The organism is Shewanella chilikensis, from assembly GCF_037953065.1.
Classification (GTDB): Bacteria; Pseudomonadota; Gammaproteobacteria; order Enterobacterales; family Shewanellaceae; genus Shewanella; species Shewanella chilikensis.
Map to the genome: position 1 here is coordinate 531,620 of NZ_CP149966.1, position 24,390 is coordinate 556,009.

At 50.6% G+C, this 24,390-nt stretch carries 25 protein-coding genes and 2 pseudogenes; 8 read left to right on the top strand and 19 right to left on the bottom strand.

Annotated elements, in window-relative coordinates:
• Nucleotides 1-25 precede the first annotated feature (25 nt).
• On the top strand, nucleotides 26-1,666 hold the full coding sequence (gene groL / locus WKR14_RS02505; protein ID WP_039033505.1) for a chaperonin GroEL: 1,641 nt from the start codon (nucleotides 26-28) through the stop codon (nucleotides 1,664-1,666).
• Between the two features lie 545 nt (nucleotides 1,667-2,211).
• Here groL and WKR14_RS02510 read toward each other — a convergent pair.
• The gene (locus WKR14_RS02510; protein WP_071477206.1) at nucleotides 2,212-2,694 is read right to left on the bottom strand and encodes a hypothetical protein; all 483 of its coding nucleotides are present in this window, start codon (nucleotides 2,692-2,694) and stop codon (nucleotides 2,212-2,214) included.
• Between the two features lie 759 nt (nucleotides 2,695-3,453).
• Here WKR14_RS02510 and WKR14_RS02515 point away from each other — a divergent pair.
• A pseudogene (locus tag WKR14_RS02515) lies at nucleotides 3,454-3,738 on the top strand (transposase); the annotation flags it as partial.
• A gap of 120 nt (nucleotides 3,739-3,858) precedes the next feature.
• Here WKR14_RS02515 and WKR14_RS02520 read toward each other — a convergent pair.
• From WKR14_RS02520 to WKR14_RS02530, 3 genes and pseudogenes are all read right to left on the bottom strand, one after another.
• Nucleotides 3,859-5,325, bottom strand: a complete 1,467-nt coding sequence (locus WKR14_RS02520; RefSeq protein ID WP_339087313.1) for a hypothetical protein — start codon at nucleotides 5,323-5,325, stop codon at nucleotides 3,859-3,861.
• Nucleotides 5,318-5,753: pseudogene (gene tnpA / locus WKR14_RS02525) on the bottom strand (IS200/IS605 family transposase). Before tnpA ends, WKR14_RS02520 begins: the two are co-directional and overlap by 8 nt.
• A 165-nt stretch (nucleotides 5,754-5,918) precedes the next feature.
• The gene (locus WKR14_RS02530) at nucleotides 5,919-6,161 is read right to left on the bottom strand and encodes a hypothetical protein (RefSeq protein WP_339087314.1); all 243 of its coding nucleotides are present in this window, start codon (nucleotides 6,159-6,161) and stop codon (nucleotides 5,919-5,921) included.
• A 1,130-nt stretch (nucleotides 6,162-7,291) separates the two neighbouring features.
• Between WKR14_RS02530 and WKR14_RS02535 the strand changes: the two genes are divergently transcribed.
• Together WKR14_RS02535 and WKR14_RS02540 are read left to right on the top strand one after the other, a co-directional pair.
• The gene (locus WKR14_RS02535) at nucleotides 7,292-7,978 is read left to right on the top strand and encodes a cold-shock protein (RefSeq protein ID WP_301560899.1); all 687 of its coding nucleotides are present in this window, start codon (nucleotides 7,292-7,294) and stop codon (nucleotides 7,976-7,978) included.
• 64 nt (nucleotides 7,979-8,042) lie between these two features.
• Entirely contained in the window at nucleotides 8,043-8,297 is a 255-nt protein-coding gene (locus WKR14_RS02540) for a helix-turn-helix domain-containing protein (RefSeq protein WP_234554946.1), read from the top strand.
• Between the two features lie 251 nt (nucleotides 8,298-8,548).
• Here WKR14_RS02540 and WKR14_RS02545 read toward each other — a convergent pair whose 3' ends face one another.
• Nucleotides 8,549-9,097, bottom strand: a complete 549-nt coding sequence (locus WKR14_RS02545) for a DUF2799 domain-containing protein (protein ID WP_165564402.1) — start codon at nucleotides 9,095-9,097, stop codon at nucleotides 8,549-8,551.
• A gap of 100 nt (nucleotides 9,098-9,197) precedes the next feature.
• The gene (gene fumC, locus WKR14_RS02550) at nucleotides 9,198-10,589 is read right to left on the bottom strand and encodes a class II fumarate hydratase (RefSeq protein WP_339087317.1); all 1,392 of its coding nucleotides are present in this window, start codon (nucleotides 10,587-10,589) and stop codon (nucleotides 9,198-9,200) included.
• A gap of 139 nt (nucleotides 10,590-10,728) precedes the next feature.
• On the opposite strand from fumC, the gene WKR14_RS02555 reads away from it, so the two are divergent.
• Entirely contained in the window at nucleotides 10,729-11,709 is a 981-nt protein-coding gene (locus WKR14_RS02555; protein WP_339087318.1) for a catalase family peroxidase, read from the top strand.
• A gap of 115 nt (nucleotides 11,710-11,824) precedes the next feature.
• Here WKR14_RS02555 and WKR14_RS02560 read toward each other — a convergent pair whose 3' ends face one another.
• Entirely contained in the window at nucleotides 11,825-12,058 is a 234-nt protein-coding gene (locus WKR14_RS02560; RefSeq protein WP_101056032.1) for a transposase, read from the bottom strand.
• Between the two features lie 520 nt (nucleotides 12,059-12,578).
• Between WKR14_RS02560 and WKR14_RS02565 the strand changes: the two genes are divergently transcribed.
• The 3 genes from WKR14_RS02565 to WKR14_RS02575 all read left to right on the top strand — a co-directional run bounded on the left by WKR14_RS02565 (nucleotide 12,579) and on the right by WKR14_RS02575 (nucleotide 14,763).
• The gene (locus tag WKR14_RS02565) at nucleotides 12,579-13,241 is read left to right on the top strand and encodes an OmpA family protein (RefSeq protein ID WP_101056031.1); all 663 of its coding nucleotides are present in this window, start codon (nucleotides 12,579-12,581) and stop codon (nucleotides 13,239-13,241) included.
• Nucleotides 13,242-13,430: 189 nt separating this feature from the next.
• Complete coding sequence (locus WKR14_RS02570; protein WP_101056030.1) at nucleotides 13,431-14,222, top strand: molybdate ABC transporter substrate-binding protein; 792 nt, start codon at nucleotides 13,431-13,433, stop codon at nucleotides 14,220-14,222.
• 157 nt (nucleotides 14,223-14,379) lie between these two features.
• A complete protein-coding gene (locus WKR14_RS02575; protein ID WP_101056029.1) occupies nucleotides 14,380-14,763 on the top strand; it encodes a hypothetical protein in 384 nt (127 codons plus the stop codon).
• 160 nt (nucleotides 14,764-14,923) lie between these two features.
• On the opposite strand, the gene mgtE is transcribed toward WKR14_RS02575, so the two are convergent.
• From mgtE to WKR14_RS02635, 12 genes are all read right to left on the bottom strand, one after another.
• Nucleotides 14,924-16,288 carry a magnesium transporter gene (mgtE, locus tag WKR14_RS02580; protein ID WP_101056028.1) on the bottom strand — a complete coding sequence of 455 codons (1,365 nt, stop codon included), beginning with the start codon at nucleotides 16,286-16,288 and terminating at the stop codon, nucleotides 14,924-14,926.
• 83 nt (nucleotides 16,289-16,371) lie between these two features.
• Complete coding sequence (locus WKR14_RS02585; RefSeq protein ID WP_039033490.1) at nucleotides 16,372-16,647, bottom strand: HPr family phosphocarrier protein; 276 nt, start codon at nucleotides 16,645-16,647, stop codon at nucleotides 16,372-16,374.
• Nucleotides 16,634-17,488 carry an RNase adapter RapZ gene (gene rapZ, locus WKR14_RS02590; RefSeq protein WP_039033489.1) on the bottom strand — a complete coding sequence of 285 codons (855 nt, stop codon included), beginning with the start codon at nucleotides 17,486-17,488 and terminating at the stop codon, nucleotides 16,634-16,636. The genes WKR14_RS02585 and rapZ overlap by 14 nt, the downstream gene beginning before the upstream one ends.
• Nucleotides 17,485-17,928 (bottom strand): PTS IIA-like nitrogen regulatory protein PtsN, encoded by a 444-nt coding sequence (gene ptsN / locus WKR14_RS02595; RefSeq protein ID WP_039033488.1) that lies wholly within the window; start codon nucleotides 17,926-17,928, stop codon nucleotides 17,485-17,487. Before ptsN ends, rapZ begins: the two co-directional genes overlap by 4 nt.
• A gap of 2 nt (nucleotides 17,929-17,930) precedes the next feature.
• A complete protein-coding gene (hpf, locus tag WKR14_RS02600; RefSeq protein ID WP_039033487.1) occupies nucleotides 17,931-18,218 on the bottom strand; it encodes a ribosome hibernation promoting factor in 288 nt (95 codons plus the stop codon).
• 31 nt (nucleotides 18,219-18,249) lie between these two features.
• Nucleotides 18,250-19,713: an RNA polymerase factor sigma-54 gene (locus WKR14_RS02605; protein ID WP_165564406.1), complete on the bottom strand. Its 1,464-nt coding sequence runs from the start codon at nucleotides 19,711-19,713 to the stop codon at nucleotides 18,250-18,252.
• Between the two features lie 95 nt (nucleotides 19,714-19,808).
• Nucleotides 19,809-20,537 (bottom strand): LPS export ABC transporter ATP-binding protein, encoded by a 729-nt coding sequence (lptB, locus tag WKR14_RS02610; RefSeq protein WP_025011764.1) that lies wholly within the window; start codon nucleotides 20,535-20,537, stop codon nucleotides 19,809-19,811.
• Nucleotides 20,534-21,067 carry a lipopolysaccharide transport periplasmic protein LptA gene (gene lptA / locus WKR14_RS02615; RefSeq protein ID WP_144162188.1) on the bottom strand — a complete coding sequence of 178 codons (534 nt, stop codon included), beginning with the start codon at nucleotides 21,065-21,067 and terminating at the stop codon, nucleotides 20,534-20,536. The genes lptB and lptA overlap by 4 nt, the downstream gene beginning before the upstream one ends.
• Nucleotides 21,054-21,614, bottom strand: a complete 561-nt coding sequence (lptC, locus tag WKR14_RS02620) for an LPS export ABC transporter periplasmic protein LptC (RefSeq protein ID WP_101058529.1) — start codon at nucleotides 21,612-21,614, stop codon at nucleotides 21,054-21,056. The genes lptA and lptC overlap by 14 nt, the downstream gene beginning before the upstream one ends.
• A complete protein-coding gene (gene kdsC / locus WKR14_RS02625) occupies nucleotides 21,611-22,162 on the bottom strand; it encodes a 3-deoxy-manno-octulosonate-8-phosphatase KdsC (protein ID WP_101056025.1) in 552 nt (183 codons plus the stop codon). The genes lptC and kdsC overlap by 4 nt, the downstream gene beginning before the upstream one ends.
• Complete coding sequence (locus WKR14_RS02630) at nucleotides 22,162-23,139, bottom strand: KpsF/GutQ family sugar-phosphate isomerase (protein ID WP_101056024.1); 978 nt, start codon at nucleotides 23,137-23,139, stop codon at nucleotides 22,162-22,164. The genes kdsC and WKR14_RS02630 overlap by 1 nt, the downstream gene beginning before the upstream one ends.
• A gap of 30 nt (nucleotides 23,140-23,169) precedes the next feature.
• The gene (locus WKR14_RS02635) at nucleotides 23,170-24,132 is read right to left on the bottom strand and encodes a calcium/sodium antiporter (RefSeq protein WP_101056044.1); all 963 of its coding nucleotides are present in this window, start codon (nucleotides 24,130-24,132) and stop codon (nucleotides 23,170-23,172) included.
• Between the last annotated feature and the right edge of the window lie 258 nt (nucleotides 24,133-24,390).

Sequence of the window (24,390 nt, forward strand, 5' to 3'; positions counted from 1 at the left end):
ATCGAAAAATTTAAGGATAATCAACATGGCAGCTAAAGAAGTAAAATTTGGCAATGACGCTCGCGTAAAAATGCTGGCGGGCGTGAATGTTCTGGCTAACGCAGTTAAAGTCACACTGGGCCCTAAAGGCCGTAACGTCGTTCTGGACAAGAGCTTCGGCGCACCACTGATCACCAAAGACGGTGTTTCAGTCGCCAAAGAGATTGAACTGGAAGACAAGTTTGAAAACATGGGCGCGCAAATGGTTAAGGAAGTTGCTTCCAAGGCCAACGACGCAGCCGGTGACGGTACCACTACCGCCACAGTACTGGCCCAGGCTATCGTGACCGAAGGTCTGAAAGCCGTTGCCGCCGGTATGAACCCAATGGATCTGAAGCGCGGTATCGACAAGGCTGTAATCGCCGCCGTTGCCGAGCTGAAAGCCCTGTCTCAGGATTGCTCCGACTCCAAGTCTATCGCTCAGGTAGGTACCATCTCTGCCAACTCTGATGAGTCTATCGGTGAAATCATCGCTACCGCGATGGAAAAAGTGGGCAAAGAAGGCGTGATCACAGTTGAAGAAGGTCAGGCGCTGGAAAACGAACTGGACGTAGTTGAAGGTATGCAGTTCGACCGCGGTTACCTGTCTCCTTACTTCATCAACAAGGCTGAAACCGGCTCTGTTGAACTGGACAACCCATTCATCCTGCTGGTTGACAAGAAGATCTCCAACATCCGTGAGCTGCTGCCTATCCTCGAAGGCCTGGCCAAGACTGGCAAGCCACTGCTGATCGTTGCCGAAGACGTTGAAGGCGAAGCCTTGGCGACTCTGGTGGTCAACAACATGCGCGGTATCGTTAAAGTGGCTGCCGTTAAGGCGCCTGGTTTCGGTGACCGTCGTAAGGCCATGCTGCAGGATATCGCTATCCTGACCGGTGGTACTGTTATCGCTGAAGAGATTGGCCTGGAGCTGGAAAAAGCCACTCTGGAAGACCTGGGTACTGCCAAGCGCGTGGTTATCACCAAAGACAACACCACCATCATCGATGGCAGCGGTGAAGAGTCTCAAATTCAAGCCCGTGTTGCCCAGATCAAGCAGCAGGTTGAAGAATCGACTTCCGACTACGACAAAGAAAAACTGCAAGAGCGTATGGCCAAGCTGGCCGGCGGTGTTGCGGTAATCAAAGTCGGTGCCGCTACCGAAGTGGAAATGAAAGAGAAGAAAGCACGCGTTGAAGATGCGCTGCACGCTACCCGCGCCGCCGTTGAAGAAGGTGTGGTTCCTGGGGGCGGTGTTGCCCTGGTTCGCGTTGCCTCCAAGATTGGTGAGCTGGACGTGAGCAACGAAGATCAGAAGCACGGTGTGGTTATCGCCCTGCGCGCCATGGAAGCCCCACTGCGTCAGATCGCCACCAACGCAGGTGAAGAAGCCTCTGTTGTTGCCAACAACGTTAAGAACGGCAGCGGTAACTATGGTTACAACGCCGGTAACGACACTTACGGCGACATGCTGGAAATGGGTATCCTGGACCCAACCAAAGTTACCCGCTCTGCACTGCAGTTCGCGGCCTCTGTAGCCGGTCTGATGATCACCACCGAAGCCATGGTAGCCGAGCTGCCAAAGGAAGAGGCTGCGCCTGATATGGGCGGTATGGGTGGTATGGGCGGAATGGGCGGCATGATGTGATCCTAGCTGGTTAAAATCGTCTATAGCGGCGTTATCTTGACACTCGTTTAGTTCACTAAACGTCGCGGCAAGATGCTTGGCTCTAAAACGATTTTTCCTGCGCTAGATGCAATGTCGGTCTTAAGCTCAGAAGCTTAGAACTTAAAAAAGGAAAGCCCCGATGCCAAAGGTATCGGGGCTTTTGCTTATTCCGAGAAAGGAAAAGGCCCGCGCCTCGAACGCGGGCCTTTTCCATTTCAGCGGTTTCTGCCGAGGGCGGGGGAGTGGTTTGGGTTTGGAATGGCTTCCGGCTGATTGTGCCACTCATTGCCTGCCGCAGGCCTTATGCATATGCACCTCAGTGACACGCTGTGAATACATCCTTGTAAGCTCGGCGCCAACATCCATGTTGGCGACGGTCACTGATGCGCATATGCCGGGTGATTTGGTGCAATCTGCGAGTGAAGTGTTTTGGCTGTCCTCACTCTTCCCCAATAGATAGGTCCCTGTAGGCTCCACACAGCAAAAATGTTGTGGGTGTTCTGACTTTTGTTCTTTATGAAAAATCAAATCCTCTTTATGCTGCACTGCTCCAACAATATTTCCGGCTTATATCCTACAGTGTTAAAGTCCGCTTTAACAGAAACCGCTCCGGGTGCTGGGGAAGTTGATATCACAACCCATCTTTTATTTTCTTCAATTAAGATAAGTCCGCATTCAGCAATTATGTCATCTTCTTCATTTATTAGAATATCAAGCGATGAAATATCTATCGGCTCAATAGCCACATATGTAATTAACTCTTTATTACTTTCAACCGGCTTCAAGTCCATTCTTAAATACCCATATTCTTTCCATCCTGTAGAACTCGCAACATCTGATGAAAAACTGAGAGTTTTATCAAAACCTTCAAAATAAAGGTTAAATATCCAAGCACAAGATAAGTTCTGTGATGTTGGGACACCATACCCAATCACTCTATTGTTCAAAAGAATGTGTTTTATAATGTTCAGTGAAACATCACCAGTACTAAACTTTAAGTATTTCATTGTTTGTTCTGCTCTTTTGATGGGTAATGCAATGTCTCATGAGGTTTGTCGCCATTAGCAGGAATGTCAATACTTGAGCCACATCTTCTATTTTCTGGCCTTCCAAAGATTCCATTTTCACCGATCTGACTGCTTGGAGATGCCGAATCTCCAGGCCCAGCAGGACGAGTCCCACCAGAGGGCTGCAGGCTTGTCGCCCTCTTACTAATAGATAGGTCCCTGTAGACTCCACACAGCAAAAGTGTTGTGGGTGTCCTGACTTTTGCTTGTTTGGATTTGGAATGGCTTCCGGCTGACTGTGCAACTCATTGCCTGCCGCAGGCCTTATGCATATGCACCTTAGTGACACGCTGTGAATACATCCTTGTAAGCTCGGCGCCAACATCCATGTTGGCGACGGTCACTGATGCGCATATGCCGGGTGATTTGGTGCAATCTGCGGGTGAAGTGTTGTGGCTGTTCTCACTCTTTCGCGGGTGAAGTGTTGTGGCTGTCCTAACTCTTTTTCGAACGCGGGCCTTTTCTATTCCAGAGGTTTCTGCCGAGGGCGGGGGAGTGGTTTGGAATGACTTCCGGCTGATTGTGCCACTCATTGCCTGCCGCAGGCCTTATGCATATGCACCTCAGTGACACGCTGTGAATACATCCTTGTAAGCTCGGCGCCAACATCCATGTTGGCGACGGTCACTGATGCGCATATGCCGGGTTATTTGGTGCAATCTGCGGGTAAAGTGTTGTGGCTGTCCTCACTCTTTCCTCTGGCGCAACAAGTGGGCGCTGTTATCGACCTATTTTAAGTACCCGGAATACGTGCGTAAGGCTATCTACACCACGAACGCGGTTGAGGCCGTACATCGTCAGTTTCGTAAACTGACGAAAACCAAGGGTGGTTTTGCCAACGAGAACAGTTTACTCAAACTGCTCTACGCCGGTATATTGAAGGCTCAGGAGCGGTGGTCACACCCGATTCAAAACTGGAATTTAACGCTATCTCAGCTGTCCATCTATTTTGAAGGACGACTGGATGCTCACATCGATCTGTGATTTTTAACGTGACACAGAATTTTGAACACCCTCCTCTTCCACAAAGCAAAAGTGTTGTGGGTGTCCTGACTTTTGGTGTGACTTTTCCCTCTAGTAATTTTTAATAATTAGAAAATACGCTTAATAGTATTTATTTAAGTGACCAATTACCAATGGAGTAAAGAAAAAAAATAACGCTGTCACAATAATAATTGTTATGGCTAAAATTCGACTTCTAGTGATTTTTTTCTTGAATTCATTATCCTTTGTGATGTAATACTGTTCTACCCAAGTTCTAAGGCCCTCGGTATCTAAGGTGTTTTTAATGATTTTTTTAGTCTGAAATTTATATGTTGCGATTAAGCATGATAATATAATGAAGAAGTAAATGATACTCTCAGCGAATTCAATTGGTTTTGAGTTTACTTTGATAGTTGAAAATGTAGTAAAGTGCTGAAGAACTGTTAACCATAGAATTGACGTTATTGTTAGAGTTAATGCTAAATATGTCCTGGCCGTGTTCTTTATCTCTTTTTCTTTTTCATTTTTTTTTGTTTGCTTCTCTATTTGAACCTTAAATGACTCTTTTATAGACTTTAAGTAAATGGTTTCTCTATCATATTGTTCAGTAGTCAAGTAATTGTCTTTATGTAAGGATTTATACAATGAATTCATATAGGCTATGATTCCTTGCTCATCGTGAAATACTTTATTTCCTCCACTGGAGTATGTTCTTTTTATTGCTGTAAGTTCCCTTTTTAACTGTCCAATTATACGTAAGCCAACTTCATTTTTTGTATCTTCTGAACTTTCCTTTTGAACTATTGTTGTCAGCGAGTCTTCTGCTGCATGATGATGTTTGTGTGAGTGAAGTGAATATTTTATGTAATAAAATGCCTGTCTTAATATTATATAGTCACTTCTTGGATTAGACTCTATATCCATTTTTAACTCAGTCATTCCTCGGCTGTTTACATAAAATTTCACCTTGTAAAAGTGCTCTTTTATAGGATGTGTATCTTTATTTTTAAGGCAAAATGATAAATCTTCATAGTTTTTATTTAATGCCCTTTGAGTCGTTGTCCAACTTTCATTGCTCTTTTCGCTTTCGAGCATATTTCTATAATTTGAAATTAAATCATTGGATTTATGAATTAAATCAAACCAAGGTAAGTCAATTTTTCCATCATTTTTGGGAGGTTCTGCTTTAAGAGGATATATGTATACAGTACCCCAAAGGTGCCGATCATCAAGGTTGTTTGTTTCATTGGTCTCGGCAGTTAATATAACTCTAAAGTTTCCATCTGTTTCAGAGTTAGGAGTGTCTTTCCAGTCAACTTTAGATTGAATAATTATTCTTCTTGCATGATGGTCATCTTGAGCTTTAAATCCATAGTTAATAGCTGTACGCTTTGCGTCACATGATGAAATATTGGTAAACCCACCAAATATACCTGGAGTCATAAGTCCAAAGTTTAAATGTCCATTGATACAGGGGGTCCAACCTATATGAGTATATTGCATATTTCCCTCAAAATGTAAAAAATCCACCTGCATAGCAGGTGGCTTTGAACAGCCCCCTAGAAGGGGGCTAAAAGAATTACCCATCCAAACTAAGCTTGATCTGACCGTTTGATTCCTCCGCCTCTACTTTCTGTTGATACCTTACATATCGACGAATGTTCTCTTCGTTTGCTTCCACTGAATCTACAAAGTAGCCTCTTTGCCAAAAGTGGTTACCCCATAATTTATGCTTTCGTAAATAAGGGAATTTGTTAAACAGTCTTATCGCCGTTCTTCCCTTTAAAAAACGAAACACTCAAGCTTGGCGGAAGTCTCACCAGTAAGTGAACATGGTCTATCTGGACATTTAGCTCTACTATCCGACACTTCTTCATGCCGCTATAGATATAAATACTGCGACAAACCTCCTGCCCAACTCGGCCCTTCAAGATCCTGTGTCTATACTTTGGCGTCCACACAATGTGATACCGACAGCGATAGAAGACGTGCGATGCACTTTCATATCTGCTCATATCGCTTACTCCTTGATTTGCTGGTAACAAACCGAGTCAGTATGCAGTATGGGCACTCTTCGGGCTGAGCCCCGACTTGACGATCACCACCTCCATAGGAGGTGGTTTTGAGGTGACAATAAAAAAAGCTCACTATGAAGTGAGCTTTTTTAGAAAAAATTTATTCTAAATCAATCTCTTATACCACATAATAGATTCTTTTTGATCTGAAACAATGGTATTTGTTCTGGTGTCAATGCACATCCCATGTGACAGTGTTGAACCGTAGGGGGTGATACCCGCTCTACGTAAATTTTTCTCTTTTGCTTTCATATTATTACGTTGTCTTTTGTTCCAATGTGCTGAAAATAAGAAATTTATAGCAATGGTAATGCTTACAGCGCTCAAGATGACAAGTAATGTGGACATAAGCTATCCCTTTTTAGAGTTTGTTTTCACAATCACAATTGTAGACCATGCTGGACTTTTTGATCTCAAGCGCAGTCTTCATTTGTTGTGAGCGTGCAATGGTATCAATATGTTTTTGATATTAGCAATTTTTTTTGGTTACTTTTTGCTCTGACTTTGGTTATCAACAGGCTTATCCACATTTATTGTTGATAAGTTTGTTTTTAAAGTGGTTGATTGTTTATAACTTTTGCCGTGCCAAATTCTCATATATGAGAAATAGTTCGCTAGTCGGAAGCCTAGGATGAACATAGTTTTCCTTTACATGGGGAAGCATTAGCAGTGCAAAATTCTGTTTGAGGTATCACCCATTGAGCTAAGGACGAGCGATTCTCAGTGAAGAATGTTATTAAGAGATAATTCTAAGTTGACTCAGTTTTAGGGCTGTAATCCCTATCTATAGGGATGGCTACCGCAGTGAATTCTAGCTATCCCAGAGCGTACTGAACCTGATTAAATTTCAACAAAAACAACACTAAAGCTATCAACTTGTGGCTGGTAAAACCTTAGCTTAGGGCACAAGTTGCACAGCCGTTAAAGTGGTTTTTGTCAGGGAGGTAGATGAGGTGAGGTGTTAAAAGCTTGTCCTTGCCTTTTGCCTGCTCGGATGAGAGCGGCTGCCATCCCTGATTGTTATTCGCACTTTAGCTAACGCTTAAGTATTGCTTTCGTTGGTTTTTTGTTAAAAGCCTAGCCAATCCTACAATATTACCGCGGTGAAAAACAAGCTTTACCGCATGGGGTTTTGTTGTGCGGTTTGGCTGAAGTAACTTGTTTGAGTGACTTGTTTGAGTAACTTGTTTGAGTTGCCTGCTTGAGTTGCCCGTTTAAGTTGGTCGCTTGAGCTAGTGGCTTCTGTGAATGGTTTTGTTGGTCTGTTAACTGGCAAAAAGTGTCTGGCGGGGAAGCGGCGATGATTTTTAGGGAAAAGTGAACGGTTTTAACCGGATTTTGAGGATGTTGCAGCAGTAGCTGCCGGGTTGAGATGTTAGTATCGCTTGCTTGGATCTGTTCTGTTGCTGCGGCGGTTTTTTGTGGCTGTTGTTGTATAGGGCTTTGGAAGTCGTAGAGAAAGTTATCGGGATTGTGTAGTGAAAGGAAAAGTCGTTTCGTATGTCTCATCTAAAAAATTTGGCTTTATCAATGGGGATGATGGTGAAAGCTATTTTCTGCATGTTTCGGCCCTGGTGAACAGGAGTGATGAGGCTAAGCTGGTTAAGAATGTGCTGGTCGAGTTTGACCCTACGCCAACTCCCAAGGGATTGTCTGCCAAGCAGATCCGTATTCCTGAGGTCTATATAAGCGAGCGACTGCTGAATTTCTTCACCTCCAAGGGCAGCAATCCCAAGCATGGTGACGCCGCGTTGCGTTTGCCTATTTCGACCCGTTTTTTCAAAGATCCGGCCAAGGGGCGCCAGTATATAGAAGAACTGGCTAAGCAGTGTGGCTGCAATGCTGTGCTCGGGCTCGAGTTTGAAAAGAAGACCTTCTCTGAAGGCAACTATCGCTTTACCGGCCATGCTTTCAAGGGCGAGTTGGCCCTGGTCACTGAAAAGCAGCCCTGTGACACCAAAGAGATGGCCCTTGCTGCCGAGCGGCAGTTGCAGCAAAGAATTCAGGCGGCTGAGCAGGCCTTTGGGCCGATACAAGAGGCTGAGCTTAAGGCAAGACAGAGCCAGCTTTCCGGTTGCCTCGGCAGCGCCGTCGCCGTGCTTGCTGTAGTGGCAATCCTGCCAGCGGCCATTATCGCCGGTATCGCCGGTCTGTTCCCGCAGTAACAGGCATGGTGATTTCAGCTTGAATGGATGAAAAGTGTATTTAACTACACTTTGCGTCGTTCTTATGGCCCCATTAACTCCATATGCGTCGGGCGCTTGGATTAAGGCCCACAGAAAGGAAGCGGCACTCACTCAGGATGTGGCGGCAATGCTTTGTGGTGTCACCAACAAAACCTTGAGCCGGGGTAAGATAGCTGAAGATGTCCATATCTCTACTGTCTTCAAGATACTCGATGGTTTGGGGATCCGTTTGCTGGCGCTGCCCAAGCCCGATGTTGATTCGACCGGGCGGGACTGGATATGGGGGGACTGGATATGAGTCGATCAGCAAACCTTGTTCTGGATATGCATCTTGGTGACCGAATCAAAGGTGAGTTGTTATTCGATGCCGCCTAGAGCTTTGCCGTCAGTTATCGCCGGTATGTTTCCTTGCTGAGGTAGGCTGTTGTTTCAGCGCTTCTCTGTCTCTTGCCCGAGCGACAGATAAGCGGCGAGACTAAGCTTCTTGCTTAGTCCTTTGCTTATCTGCCTGGGCGGTCTGTCGGCGGTTTAACTCAAGGTCGGCAAGTGTCAGAATTGCCATCTGAACTGCACATCCGGGACTTGCAGATACCTGAGCTCATTCACCAGCTTGTCTTTTTCATTCAGCAGCTGTTTTTTCTTCTCCAGGGTGCTGGCCTTGTCTGTCATGGACACCAGCTTCTGATCCAGATCGCGGATTTGATAATCTATCTGACGCAGGCGGCTGCGGATCTCATCGGCGCGTTTGTTGAGCTGGTATTGGCGGTAGCCGGCATTGTACTGTTCGACAAAGGCGTTGCTGGAACAGACCCCGGCATAGCCTTCACCCGCCAGGCCGACTCGGTAGCCGTTTTCCGGCTGACAGTAGTTTTGCAACCCCTGTAGATAGCCATCGCGCCACTCGCCATGATCAACCCGAATGCCGAACTCGGCACAATCCTCGGCATAATCATTGACTCTGCTGGCATGAGCGCCATTGTTGCCATCCTGAAGCCCGAGGGAAAACCAGTCTGAGTTTTGGCATTGGTTGAGGTCGAGTGAACTGCATTGGGTCAGCATGAGCGCGCTCAGTGCCAATAAGATATTTTGGTATTTCATTCTGTAAATGACTGCTTATCAGTTGAATAAGCCTAATCCATGGCGAGGAGTTGGCATAATACAGCGATTAGCTCTAATGCTGATACGTTTTAATACAAATTTACAATTTAACCTCGAAAGGACCCAGCATGTTCGCCGGGTTGACCCAAGTATCAAACTCGGCCTCGGTTACCAGTCCTGACTCCAACGCGGCTTGCCTCAGACTAATGCCTCTTTGGTGGGCGTCCTTGGCGATTTGGGCAGCCTTGGCATAGCCTATGTGAGGATTGAGGCTGGTGACCAACATCAAGGAGCGCTGCAACTGCTTGGCAATCATCTGGCGGTTGGGTTCCAGCCCCGAAGCGCAGCGCTCATCAAAGCTCAGACAGGCATCACCCAGCAACTCGGCGCTTTGCAGCAGATTGGCGGCGATGAGCGGCCGAAAGACATTGAGCTGAAACTGGCCGTTGCTGGCACCTATGCTGACGGCAAGATCGTTGCCCATCACCTGAGCCGCCACCATGGTCAGCGCCTCGCACTGAGTCGGGTTAACCTTGCCGGGCATTATGCTGGAGCCGGGTTCGTTGCCAGGCAACTGCAGTTCCCCTATACCGCAACGGGGGCCGCTGGCGAGCATGCGAATATCATTGCCTATCTTCATCAGGCTGACCGCCAGGCGCTTGAAGGCGCCGCTGAGTTCCACCATGGCATCGCTGGCACTCAGTGCTTCGAACTTGTTGGCGGCGCTGACAAACTGCTCACCACTGAATGACGATATCAGCTCGGCGGCGCGCTCGGCGTAACCTATGGGAGCATTGAGGCCAGTCCCCACGGCTGTGCCGCCAAGGGCCAATTCACGGCAGTTTGCCAACGCCTGCTCTATGGCGCCTATGCCTTTATCCAACAGAGTCACCCAGGCGCTGATCTCCTGTCCCAGTGTCAGCGGGGTGGCATCCATAAAGTGGGTGCGGCCGGTTTTGGGAATATCGGCAAACTGTTGTGACTTGTGTTTTAGGCTATCGCGCAGCGCAGCTATGGCGGGCAGTGTGTGTCTGCAGGTCTTGAGCACCACGGCGATATGCATGGCGCTGGGGAAGGTATCATTGCTGCTCTGGCTGCGATTGACATCATCATTCGGGCTCAGGTTGATGGCCTTGTTTGCCAGAGCCATGCCGCGATTGGCTATCACCTCGTTGAGGTTCATATTGGTTTGGGTGCCGCTGCCGGTCTGCCAAATGACCAGTGGAAAGTGCTGCTCCAGTTGGCCCGCCAAGATTTCGTCGCAAACTCTGGCGATGAGCGCCGCCTTGTCCTTGGGCAGTTGCCCAAGCTCGGCATTGGTCTGGGCTGCGGCTTTTTTCAACAGGGCGAAGGCGTGGATGATGGCCTTTGGCATACTCGCTTGCGGGCCTATGGGGAAGTTTTCCAGGCTGCGCTGGGTTTGGGCGCCCCAGTATTTGTCTGCTTCGACCTTGACTTCGCCCAGAGTGTCTTGCTCAATCCGATATTGCATTGCCGCCTCCTGTCGTCTGTCATCGTCCTCAGCATAGCATGGCCTTTGGCCCACTCCTGAAATAATCCGCCGCTGTTCCCGGTCTGGGTTGGGCGGCCTGTTTCAGGCCTGGATTCTGATTTTTACAAAGGGAGTAAGCATGAGAGTATCGGTTTGGCCTGCGTTATTGCTCTTGGGGACTCAGTTGGGTGTTTTGGGCTCCAGTTCGGTAATGGCGGCTCAGGCAAATGATTTTATCCAAGTATTTGAAGTGCTTTCCGGTCAACATCCGGGAGAGCGCAAGGGACATGCCAAGGGAATTTGCACCATAGGTAGTTTCCGGCCGAGTGCCGGGGAGGTCTGGCTCAAGGAACTACCTCTGTTTGCCACAGAGCAGGCACTGCCCGCTCAGGTACGTTTTTCCATGGCGGGTGGCGATCCTTTTGTGGCCGATACCAGTCGCAGCCCAAGGGGGATAGGCGTACGCATCGAACTGCCAGATGGGCAGGTGCATCAGTTGGCCGGGCTGACCACACCAGTGTTTCCGGGTAAAAATCCCGACAGTTTTCTTGGCTTGCTGCGCGCTTCTCTGGCTCAGCGTGAGGGGGAAACCGGCGCGGTTGCACGCTATCTACAGCAGCATCCGGATGCCGCCCGCCAGGGGCAGTGGCTCAAGCAGCACAATCCACCGGCGGCCTATACCTCAGTCAGCTACTTTGGCATTCACAGTTTTATTTTTGGTAACCAAGGCCAGCAAAAGCGCTTTGGCCGTTGGGAGCTTTGGCCTGTGGACGGGGAGCAACCACTGACGGATGCCGAGTTGGCACAATTGCCGGATGATTTTCTGCAGGACAGGTTGATGCAGAGGCTGAAAACAGGACCGGCTCAGTTTGAGCTTAAGCTGACCCTGGCCGAGGAGGGGGATCCCTTGCTGGACCCTTCACAGCAGTGGCCGGATAACCGGCCCAGAGTCGCCCTCGGGCGCCTGAGCATAGACTCGGTTGCGACTTCAGCCTGTGACAAGCTGAACTTTGATCCCAATGTGCTCAGTAAAGGGATCGCCGCCAGTGACGACCCTGTGCTGCGGCTGAGATCCGCGGCCTATGCCATCTCTTTTGGCAAGCGCTTAAGCGGCCGGTAACGGTAATAAAATGACAGGAACGAACCTAAAAAATGTAGCGCTTTATCATTGTTATATGTACATTTTTTATCGTTGGGGGCGATAACTGTGTGTCAGGTTCGCTCCTGTCGAAACTTTAACGGATTAAGCTGAACTCCTGGCTCAACTGACGAATGCGCTGCTGCAGTTGCTGCAGTTCCCCCATCAGCCGGGATTGTCTGGGTCTGCCTGCCGCTTCATCCTGCGCCAGCCATTGATAAACCAGTTTGGTGGAGATCCCATGCTGACGGGCAACGTCAAACATGAGCCTGCCGTTTTGAGTCACTTCCTTAATGGCTTGCTGTCGCAGCTTCTGCTCGTTAATTTCCATACTGCCTCCTTGATGCTCCAAGAATGGTTTTCCAGAGCTGTGATTCCACCTCTGTTATTCCACATCCCATTGGCTGTAGCCCAAGTGCTTGAGGCAATGCCAGAGTGAATGCCAGAGCGAATGCCAACTGTCGTGTATTTTCATCAGTGTTTTCATCATGACTCCTGAACAGTGGAATACTGCTTTATAGGTATGTAAGAAACATGCCAGTTTTTATATTTACTTTAATGCATTGATATAAAAGTGAATTAACTCATTTCCTTGTCGATAGAGCCTGCCGGGCGCTACCCAATAGAGTGCAGTCTGCTCTATTTTGGGGTTTTACTTGATGTCAACGCCATGACACTTGGTTGACAATCCGGGTTGGAAAAGTCGGATTTGACTGAATCTATGCTGAATGCCGTGCGGATTTGCCACCTCTATGACCTCCGGGGGATTGTCTGCTTGAAGCGCTGCTATATACTTTGGCGCCAGGTAGGTTCCGCTTAGGTTGGAACAAGCAGACGAAGGAAAAAATAACATGAAAAAGCGCGCTTTTCTGACAGCTCCTCTGTTGCTGGCATTGCTGGCAACTGGCTGTACCACAGTGAATCCTTATACCAATGAACAACAGACTGCCAAGGCGACCAACGGAGCACTGATCGGTGCCGTAGCCGGCGCGGCCATAGGTGTGGCCTCTTCCAGTAAGAGCGACAGGGGCAAGGGCGCCCTGATCGGGGCAGCATCCGGCGCTGCCGTAGGCGGTGGTATCGGCTATTACATGGATGTACAGGAAACCAAGTTGCGTCAGCAACTGGCTTCAACCGGCGTCAGCGTAACCCGGGTGGGCGATACCATAGTGCTCAATATGCCCAATGAAGTGACTTTCCAGGTCGACAAGACAGATCTCAGTAGCGGCGCCATGCGGGTATTGGACAGCGTAGTGCTGGTGGCCAAGGAATATGACAAGACTCAACTGAATGTGGTGGGTTATACCGACAGTAGCGGCTCTGAGTCCTACAACCTGAGATTGTCACAGGTTCGTGCCAGCGAAGTAGGTAATTACTTGATCCGTAAAGGTGTATCCGGACAGCGAGTATTGACCCAAGGCCGAGGTGAGGCCAGCCCAATCGCCTCAAATGCCACCCCTCAGGGGCGGGCACAGAACCGTCGGGTAGAGATTATTCTTAGTCCTCTCGGCTAAGATTTTAAGTTTAAGGGTCGCTGCGGCGGCCCTTTTTATTGGGTCAAATTGTCCCTTTCTCCGGTTTTCCCTGTCAGATGGCGTGATCTTGAGGGGAATTTATGACAAGTTTTGCCGTGGTGCGTTGATTTGTGATGCTGTTTGGTTGAGTTTAGCGGCATCTGTATCTTATACACCGGAGAAAAATAAATGAAAAAGAGTGTCTGCTTACTCGCCCTGTTACTGCCCGCCTTCTCTCAGGCGGCGGATCTTGAGTTCAGGGCCGCGGGAAGTTTGAAGACCGCCATGACGGATGTTATCGCCAGTTATCAGGCCGATGGCGGCGTTAAGGTCAATGCCCAGTTTGCCCCTTCAGGCTTGCTCAGAGGCCGAATTGAAGAGGGCGAGAAGGTCGACTTGTTTGCTTCGGCCAATATGAAGCATCCACAGAAACTGATGCAGGAAGGCAAGGGCGCGCCTGTGGTGATGTTTGCCCGTAACCGCCTGTGCGCCTTGGCGCAAGATAATGTCCCGCTGACGACAGAAAACATGCTGGATACTCTGCTGGACAGCAAAATCAAGCTGGGCACCTCCACTCCCAAGGCCGACCCTGCCGGTGACTATGCTTTCAAGGTGTTTGACCGCGCCGAAGTTATCAAGCCCGGTAGCCAGGCCAAATTGGCGGCCAAGGCGCTCAAGCTGACCGGTGGTGCCGACAGTGCCAAACCCCCTAAAGGCAAAAACCCCTATGGCTGGGTGATGGCCAATAAACAGGCGGATGTATTTTTAACTTATTGCACCAATGCCGTATTGGCCAAGAAAGAAGTGCCTGATCTCAAGATAGTGGCGTTGCCTGAGTCGCTGGCAGTAGGTGCCAACTATGGCATGCTGGTGCTGGATAAGGCCGACCCTGCCGCTTGGCCGCTGGCCATGTATATTCTTTCTCCCAAGGGGCAATCCATTCTGGCCTCTTACGGCTTTGAAGCGCCGCTTAAACCTTAAGCGCTATAACAGAAAATATTTGGAGAGTGTGCTTCAGTTCCCCGGAACTGAAGCACACTCTCTTTATGGGTATATAGCTACTTTTTGGCCAAATCAGCTTGCACCGGCAATTATTATCCTTCTAAAGTAAGGCATTATATCCTTACCTGGGGGGAGCATGCTCGAAACCAAAGGCTTACCGATAGCGACAGATTATCTCGGTGATGAGGTGAGGTTTATTCGCCTTTGCTATGACAGTCAGGGCTTGGATATCGAGGTAAGTGTCGAAGGCTGCAGGGCGCAGGTTCATTTTGACTCTGTGGTTGGCTTTCGAATGTTGGATGAGGGCGATCTGATGGAGTTCTGGACCGAATGCAGCCTCTCCAATGGCTGGTTATTTCAGATCTCCAACGGCGGCTGGTACCGCCAGGAGGCCAAGCGCAGCGGCTTTATGGCCAGCGCCAACCTCAAGTTGCAGGAATTTCTGTTGGTGAGCCGTGGCGAGTGTGTCTCCGTCTTCTGTGAGCAGGATGAACCCAAGGTGTATTGGCTTAAAGACTGACTCGCTTTCTTTCACAGCCCAAGGGCGAGCTTGGTCGCCCTCTGTTATTTATTCTATTCATCAAGGTCAGAGCTTGATGCTCTCGGCCCCCGTTCTTCTACCCTCAAAAGCAGACTTTTGCTCACTAAAACCAGAGCCTCAGCCCATTAATACCTGAGCCTCAGCCCATTAATACTAGAGTCGCCAACCCCAGGAAGGCGAACAGGCCTATTACATCTGTCACTGTGGTCAGCACCATGCCACCGGCCAATGCAGGATCCACATTGAGCTTTTTCAGTATTAAAGGGATGCTGGCTCCGGCGAGACCGGCTACCGTCATATTGATTAACATGGCACCGCCAATAAGGGCGCCGAGTGCCAGATCGCCTTTCCAGATCCACACGGCAGTGAATACCAGCGCCGACCACAACAGGCCATTGAGAAAGCCGATGGCCAACTCCTTGCCGATAAGCCAGCGGGAGTTGCTCTGACCTATGTGGCCGAGGGCGATACCGCGGATCACCAGCGCCAGAGTCTGGTTACCGGCAACGCCGCCCATGCTGGGCACTATGGTCATCAGAATCGCTATGGTGGCAAATTTTTCCAACGTGCCTTCAAACATATTGCTGACCGAGGCGGCCAACAAGGCGGCAAACAGGTTGAAGGTCAGCCACAAAGAGCGGCGAAAGGCACTCTTGAACACAGGGCCGAAGGTGTCTTCATCATCGTCCATCCCCGCCATACCCATCATGGAGTGTTCGGCGTCTTCTCGGATAACGTCCACCACATCATCAATGGTGATCCGCCCAAGCAGATGGCCTTCACTGTCGACCACTGGCGCCGAAACCCAGTCGTGACGCTCAAACAGCTGGGCCACTTCATTGTCCGGCATGGTGACGGGAATGCTCTCAAGCTCGGGATCCATTATGCTGCGGATCCCGGCGGTGGGGTTACAGGTCAGTAGGGTGGAGAGCTTAACGCCACCGAGCAAAATATCGCGCCTGTCCACCACATAGAGGGTATCAGTGGCTTCGGGCAGCTCGCCCCTTTGGCGCAGATAACGCAGCACCACATCGACGTTGACGTCCGGCCTCAGGGTCACGGTATCTGTATTCATCAGACTACCGGCGCTGTCTTCCGGATAGGAGAGCGCCTGTTCGACCCTGGCCCTGTCTTGGGCACTCATGGAGTGCAGTACCTGTTTGTAGAGTGTATCCGGCAGGCTTCGCAGCACGTAGGCCAGATCATCGGTATCCATACCCGCGGTCGCTCGTGCCAAACGCTCAGGACTCATCAGGCTGATCAGCTGGTCTTTCATATCTTCACCCAGCTCTTCGAGGATCTCACCGCTCTGTTCCTGATCCACCAGTTGCCAGAGTACCTGACGGGTACGTGGCGGTGAAGATTCGAGAATAAAGGCGATATCCGAAGCCGTCATTCGCTGCAGCATGTCGCGCACATGCACGAACATACCACTGCCAAGAGCTTGGTTTAGTTGAGTAAGACGTTGTTCTGTCAGCTCTTGGTCGAGCGCTTCTATTGGCATGCAGTTCCCCCTGTGATGCAAAGCGAGGATATGTTACCTCAAGACAGGGGAGTTATAGAAACAAAGAGTGCAGCGCTAAGGCTTTAGCTGGCTTCGTCGAAACGGGCGTTGATCAGGGCGCAGATGGCATCCATCGCCGGTTCGGCATCCGGGCCTTCGGCAATAAGGCGTATGGTTTTGCCTTGACCGGTTTCCAGCATCAAGAGCCCAAGCACGCTGGCGGCCGAGGCCTTTTTCTCGCCTTGGATCAGAGTGATATCGGCTTCGAACTCGCTGGCCAGCACCGCCAGCTTAGTGGCGGCGCGGGCATGCAGGCCCAGTTTATTGACTATGGTGACTTCCCGTTCAACCTTTGCCATTGCCCAGCTCTCTATGACGGGCCTGTACCTTGTGTTTGCTGTTGCCAAAACGCTTGGCCAACTGGTCGGCGACATAGACAGATCTATGCTGGCCGCCGGTGCAGCCTATGGCTATGGTGAGATAGCTGCGGTTGTTGCGTTCAAGGTGCGGTAGCCAGGTTTCCAGCAGATTCTCTATCTGCCAGATAAATTTGTTCACCAGTGGCTGACGGATAAGGAATTCCTGTACCGGCTCATCCAGCCCGGTCAGCGGCCTGAGCGCCGGTTCCCAGTGAGGGTTGGGCAGAAAGCGTACATCAAACATGAAGTCGGCTTCCTGGGGCATGCCGTGCTTGAAGCCGAACGATTCGAAGTTGATCACCAACTCTTTGTCGACGCTGCCGAGTAGAATTTCCCGCACTTTGTCACTGAGTTCATAGATATTCAGTGCCGAGGTATCTATGTAGTGATCCACCAGTTTCGACATGGGCTCCAGCAGTTTACCTTCGTGCTTGATGGCATCCTGCAGCGAGACAGTGCTTTTGGATAGAGGGTGTAGTCTGCGGGTTTCGCTGTAGCGTTTTAGGAGTACTTTATCGGAGGCGTTGAGGAAGAAGCTGGTCAGTTGGGTGTTTTCCGGCAGCGCCGCCAACTGTTTTTCCAGCACCTTTTCCTGATCCGGCATGTTGCGCACATCTATGCTGATGGCGACCAGATCATTGCTGCCGCGGAGGTTTTCCAGCAGGCTGCCTATCATGGGCAGGGGCAGATTATCCACACAGTAGTAACCCAGGTCTTCGAGTACCCTGAGGGCAACGGATTTTCCGGAACCGGAGCGGCCTGAGACTATAGCGAGTTTCATCCTGTGATCACCTGATAAAGTTCTGTTTCATCGCGGGATTTACGCAACTGCTTGAGTATTGCCTTATCGCTGAGCTTTTCAGCCATGGCAGACAGGGTACTCAGATGTTGCTGGCATTGATCTGCGGGCACCAGAAGAGCGAATAGTATGTCCACCGGTTGGTTGTCTATGGCATCGAAGGCGATAGGCTCTTCGCATTTGACCAGCACGGCAATCGGCTCTGTGATATCAGGCAGCCGGCCATGCGGAATCGCAATACCATTACCTATACCTGTGCTCCCCATCTTTTCGCGGGCCAAAAGGCTTTCAAAAATCGCTTGAGAGGAAAGGGTGGGGTACTGGGCGCTGGCGAGATCGCTAATTAGCTCCAGTACCTTTTTCTTACTGCCCGGAGTGGCACAGGTAGTGCACTCCGGCCGCAGGATGGTACTCAGTTCCATCGTTAGTGTTTTGTCAGCTTTTCTTTATGTTTAATGACCTGACGATCCAATTTATCAATCAGAACGTCGATGGCGGCATACATGTCGGCATGTTCAGAAGTTGCATAGACTTCGCCGCCTGTGAGGTTGATCTTGGCTTCGGCAATCTGTTGCAGTTTTTGTACATTGAGCACAACGTGCACATTATTGATCTGTTCGAAATGGCGTTCAAGTTTCGAAAACTTACTTTCCACATAGTCACGCAGTGAGTCGGTGATCTCGATATGATGTCCTGTCAGGTTGATTTGCATAGAAAGATTCCTCCAATTTCCAACTGTGGATTTATAAACTCTTACGCTGGTTCGACGGTGGTATCATCATAGCCTCGCGATACTTGGCTATGGTGCGTCTTGCAACGTTGATTCCCTGTTCTGCCAGAAGTTGTGCCATTTTGCTGTCGCTCAAAGGTTTCTTCTGGTTTTCCGCTGCCACGAGCTTCTTGATAAAAGCCCTGATCGCCGTGGAAGAGCATTCTCCGCCATCTTCGGTACCGACATGGCTGGAGAAGAAGTACTTCAATTCAAATATTCCCCTGGGGGTATGCATATACTTTTGAGTGGTGACCCTGGAGATGGTCGATTCATGCATCTCGACCGCCTCGGCGATATCGTTGAGTACCATGGGTTTCATGGCCTCTTCACCATATTCGAAAAATCCCTGCTGGAACTGCACTATGCAGTTGGCCACCTTGAGCAGGGTGTCGTTGCGGCTCTCCAGGCTCTTGATAAACCATTTGGCTTCCTGAAGATGACCACGAATAAACTGGCTGTCTGATTGACTGCGGGCGCTACGGGCCATGGCAGCATACTGTTGGTTGATCCCGAGTTTGGGCATACAGTCCGGATTGAGCTCCACTACCCAGCGGCCGCTCTTCTTCCAGACGCTGACATCCGGGATCACATATTCCTCGTCCATCGGCTGCACCAGCAAACCGGGGCGGGGATTGAGGCTCTGAATAAGGTTGATGGCGTCACGCAGTTGATCTTCCTTGAGCTTGGTCTTGCGCATCAGGGTGCGAAAGTCGCGGGTAGCGATGAGATCCAGATGCTCGTCGATCAACAAGCGGGCATCGGCCAGATGCGGGGTGTCGGCGTTGAATTGTTGCAACTGGATCAGCAGACATTCGCGCAGATCTCTGGAGGCGATGCCGACAGGGTCGAAGTGCTGGATCCGCTTGAGTACCGCTTCGACTTCATCGAGCTCAATCTCAGGGTTACCCATGGCTTCGAGGATCTCCTCTGTGCTCTGGGTCAGATAGCCCTGCTCGTCGATGGCATCTATGATGGCGGTGGCAATAGCGTCGTCGGTATCGGAAAACGGGGTCAGGTTCTTCTGCCATTCCAGGTGTTCATAGAGACCTTCGCTGGTTTCCCCCTGAAAGGGCATATCATCTTCACGGCCCATGGCCGGCCCTGAGGCGCTGGCGGCGGTAAAGACTTCATCCCAGGTGGTATCCATAGGCAATTCATCCGGCATAGACTCATTGTTCAATGCCTCTGAGGTTTCTACCGTGGAACCATCTTCCTGCTTGGCGCTCAGTTCGCTGGCGTCGTTTTCCTTGTGATTGTCGTCAATCTGTTCCTCCTGGCTGTCCTCGGCCATCTCCAACAGAGGGTTGGCTTCCAAGGCTTCCTGGATTTCCTGCTGCAGCTCAAGGGACGACAGTTGCAGTAGGCGAATGGCCTGCTGCAACTGAGGTGTCATGGTCAACTGTTGACCTAGTTTGAGCTGGAGTGACGCTTTCATTATACCGCTAATCCCTACTCGTTATTTTTCAAGGAAAAAATTCAATAATAACAAACTATAATACCCGGAATTGCCGCCGGATGACATGATCCTAACTATAGCCTGAATTGTTCGCCTAAGTACACAGCACGCACTTGCTGGTTGTCCAAGATTTCAGCGGGTGTGCCCTCGGCGATCAACTGCCCATGGCTGACAATGTAGGCTCGCTCACAAACGTCGAGCGTTTCGCGAACATTGTGGTCTGTGATCAGCACCCCCAAACCGCGGGACTTAAGCTGTTCGATGATTTTCTTGATATCGATAACTGAGATGGGATCCACACCGGCGAACGGCTCATCCAGCAGAATGAACTGTGGATTGGCGGCCAATGCCCGGGCGATTTCCACCCGGCGGCGTTCACCGCCGGAGAGGGACATCCCCAGGCTGTCACGTATGTGGGTAATGTGGAATTCTTCCAGCAGCTGTTCGAGTTGTTCCTCGCGCTCGTCGCTGTTGAGTTCTTTGCGGGTTTGCAGCACGGCCATGATGTTGTCATGCACCGACAGCTTGCGGAAAATACTGGCTTCCTGTGGCAGATAGCCTATGCCTTTACGGGCACGCAGGTGCATGGGATCCAAGGTCAACTCGTCGTCGTCAATGAAGATACGACCCTTGTCACTTTGTACCAGCCCAACCACCATATAGAAGGTGGTGGTCTTGCCAGCTCCGTTGGGGCCCAGCAGCCCGACGATTTGGCCGGTGTTGACCGATAGGCTGACGTCTTTGACTACGTTGCGCTTCTTGTAACTCTTTGCCAGGTTTTGTGCCGTCAGGGTGCTGGTCATTGCGGTTCCTGCTGCTGTTCTTTCTTGTTGAGATCCTGATAGTTTTCCGGCTGGATAACAGTGGTTACCCTGTCTTGGCCTTTGCCGCTGCTTTCCGCTTCAAGCTGCTGCTTGTTGATGTCATAGACTATCTTCTCGGCGGTTACTTCGCTGCCGTCCTGTTCCACTTTGGCTTGGCCTATCAAGGTCATGATGCGGCTGTCTATGTTGTAATGGATCTCTTTGGCCTTGGCGCTGGCCAGACGGCCGTCTTCCAGTTTTTGGGTATAGGTAGCGGGTGAGCCTTTGGCCACCAGGATCCGCTCGCCACTCTTGTCTTCAGTGTAAGCCGTGAGTTCATTGGCCAGCAGTTTCAAACTGCCCTGGGTGACTGTGACAGGCCCGCCGTATACCACGCGCTTGTTTTTGATATCGGCAAACTGATTGGCGGCGCTGATCTCTACTTTTTGCAGCAGATCTTCTTCAATGGCCACCGCCGACAGGCTTGTGATGCACAAGAGGGCACCGATAAAAAGCTTACTTGGTTTCATAGGTTCCTTTCACCTGACTGGTCAGCTTTACTTGCTGAGCATTGAGATCGGCGTACAGGCCGGATCCCTTGATATTAAAGTCTCTGCCTTCGATCAGGATCTCGCGATCTGAGGTCATGATCATGGTGTCCAGATCCAGTTCCACATAACTGGTTTTCAGGCTCTGGATCGGTTCATTGGGGCTAATGGCATCGATGATAACATTATTTTCAAGTACCACTCGGTTACTCTTGCGGTTGAGCCTGCCCTCGTTGGCAGACAGGCGCCACTGCGCTTCGCCCTTGTCCGGATAGACCAGATAAACCGGTTGGTTGAAGAAGGTCTTCTCACTGGCTTCATAGTGCTCCATGTGCGCCGCGGCGACCCTGCTGGCGACATTGCCCTGCTCGTCAAAGTTGACCGAGCGCAGGTCATCGGCGACAAAGTCCGGCCGCACCACATCCACAGGCGCCTCACTCTGTTGAGCGTTGCGCTTGTTCTGCACCTGCCAATAAAGGATAAGTGCAGTGGAGAAAAACAAAATAATGGCCAGGGTGACCCTATTCATATACTCATTCCGTGGGCATTTTCAAATTTGTCCTGACTGAGCAGGATAAGATCCGCCAGCTCCCGGAGTGCACCATGGCCGCCGGCAATCTGAGTGACCATGTGGCAGTGCTGCCTTACCCAAGGATGACCATCGGCCACGCAAACCGCCAGTCCAACTTGCTTCATCACCGGCAAGTCGACAATGTCGTCACCTATATAGGCCACTTGTTCAGGCTTGAGATCATAATGTTTAAGCAGCGCCTCATAGGGCTCCAGCTTGTTGTCTATGCCTTGATAAATCTTGTCTACCCCCAGGGCCGTCATACGGTTTTCGACTATCTGGGACTTGCGGCCGGTGATCACCGCCACCTGGATACCGCAGGACAGCAGCGAGCGCACCCCATAGCCATCGCGGGTATGGAAGGCTTTCAGCTCTTCACCGCTGTTGCTCATATAGATGCGGCCATCGGAGAAGACACCGTCGACATCACAGATAAGTAGTTTGATTTTGGCGGCTCTTTGCCAGTTATCTTCGCTTATGGGCCCGTAAAAACCTTGATGACTCATCAGATAACCCCCGCCTTGACCATATCCAGCATATTGAGTGCCCCAATTGGCTCATTGGCGCCATTGATGACAATAAGACCGTTGATGTCATTCTCGTCCATCACCTTGAGCGCCTGAGCTGCGAGGATATTGTCACCACTGGTGATGCAATTCCGGGTCATGACGTCGCTGATTTTTGTGGTACGCAGGTTGACTCCGGCGTCTATGACACGTCTCAAATCACCATCGGTGAAAATACCCACCAGTTGTTTCTGTTGATTGACCACTGAGGTCATACCCAGGCCCTTTTTGGAGATTTCATAGAGGGCGTCGGTGATACAGATATCTTCTGTGACCAACGGCAGCTCTTCGCCTTTGTGCATCACATCACTGACCTTGAGCAGTAGCTTGCGTCCTAAAGCGCCGCCGGGATGCGACAGGGCAAAGTCATCTTTGGTAAAGCCCTTGGCCTGCAACAGGGCGACCGCCAGGGCGTCTCCCATCACCAGGGTAGCCGTGGTGCTGGAGGTGGGTGCCAAGCCCAGCGGGCAGGCTTCTTCCTGCACCTTGATGCACAGATGCAACTGCGCCAGCTTAGCCATGGTGGATTCTGGCTTGCCTGTCATGGAGATCATAGGGATCCCCTGGCGCTTGATGACGGGTATCAGGGTCAGAATTTCGCTGGACTCGCCCGAGTTGGAGATAGCCAATACGATATCGTTTTCACTCAACACCCCCAGGTCGCCGTGGCTGGCTTCGCCCGGGTGAACGAAGAATGCCGGGGTGCCTGTGCTGGCGAGGGTGGCAGAAATCTTGTTGCCTATATGGCCCGATTTCCCCATCCCCATCACTATCACCTTGCCGCTGCAGTTGAGGATCAGTTCGCAGGCTTGGGCGAATTCGGGGGAATCAACAAACTGGTACAGGTTGTCCAGTGCTTGTTTCTCGATATCTATTACTCTGCGGCCCCATTGGCGCAGTTGCTTAGCTTCTGCCATAGTTGTCTCTCGTCTTTTTGCCCTTCATCGCTAGTGGGATTGAAACAGGCTGTATTGATAGCCAATGAAGCTTATCAGTAGTAAGGCACCGTGCCAGCGCTTGAGTTCACGTTGTTTGCCTGTGCTCAGCACCAGGAGTGCCAGGGCACAACTGGTGCCCAAAACCATATAAAAGTCGCGTCCGGCCGCCGCGGCATCGATTACGCCCGGGGCGATAAGACCAGGTATAGCCAGTACCGCCAAAATATTAAACAGGTTGGAGCCGACAATATTACCTATGGCCAAGTCGTCCTCTTTCTTGAGTACTCCGGCCACGCAGGCCGCCAGTTCCGGCAGGCTGGTGCCCACGGCAATGATGGTCAGGCCGATAACCAGATCAGACAGTCCAAAAGACTTGGCGATGCCTACGGCACCTTCGACCATCCAGTCTGCCGACAGCGGCAAGAGTACCAAGCCTATGATCAACCAGAGTACTGCTTTGGCAGTGGGCACATCTTTGGGGATCTCGGCATCGGCTTCGTCGGCGAGTGGATCCTTGTTCTTGTTGGTCAGTGCATGCCAGATAAGATAGCCCATTAAGCCGAAGAACAGCGCCAGCAAAGTAACCCCTTCGCTGCGGCTCAGATACTGATCGTGCAGGAAGTAGCCTGCCAGCACAGTGGCGCCCAGCATCATGGGGATCTCCCGCTTCAGGGTCTTGGAGCTGACGGCAATAGCTCCGAGCAGGGCGGTTAAACCCAGGATCAAGCTGACATTGGCGACATTGGAACCCAGCACATTTCCCACGGCCGTATCCGGCATGCCGGCCATAGAGGCGCTGGCGGCAACGAACATCTCAGGGGCCGAACTGCCCATGGCGACTATGGTCAGTCCTATCAACATGGGAGGTAATCCCAGGTTACGGGCAAAAGCCCCAGCGCCATAAACGAATTTATCGGCACTCCAGACCAGGACGGATAAGCCGGCGAGCAGCAAGAAAATATTGAATAACATGCAGTAAATAAAGCTACGGATTCTGGCGTGCATTTTCGCCGTATTTGCTACAAATTGAAAGTATCACGGCGCGATACTATTGATTCAGTTGTGCGCTTATCCTCAATTGCGTACAATTTATCGCTTATCTTTGGCTTGGCCAGACGGGTTACCGGGCGCCATTCAGCGTCAATTCAGTAAGCCTGCGGCAGTATCAAGCCTTATAACGGCGGGCCTTATGTGCCGTGGTGCTACAGCCGCGCCGTAACTTGAATTCCA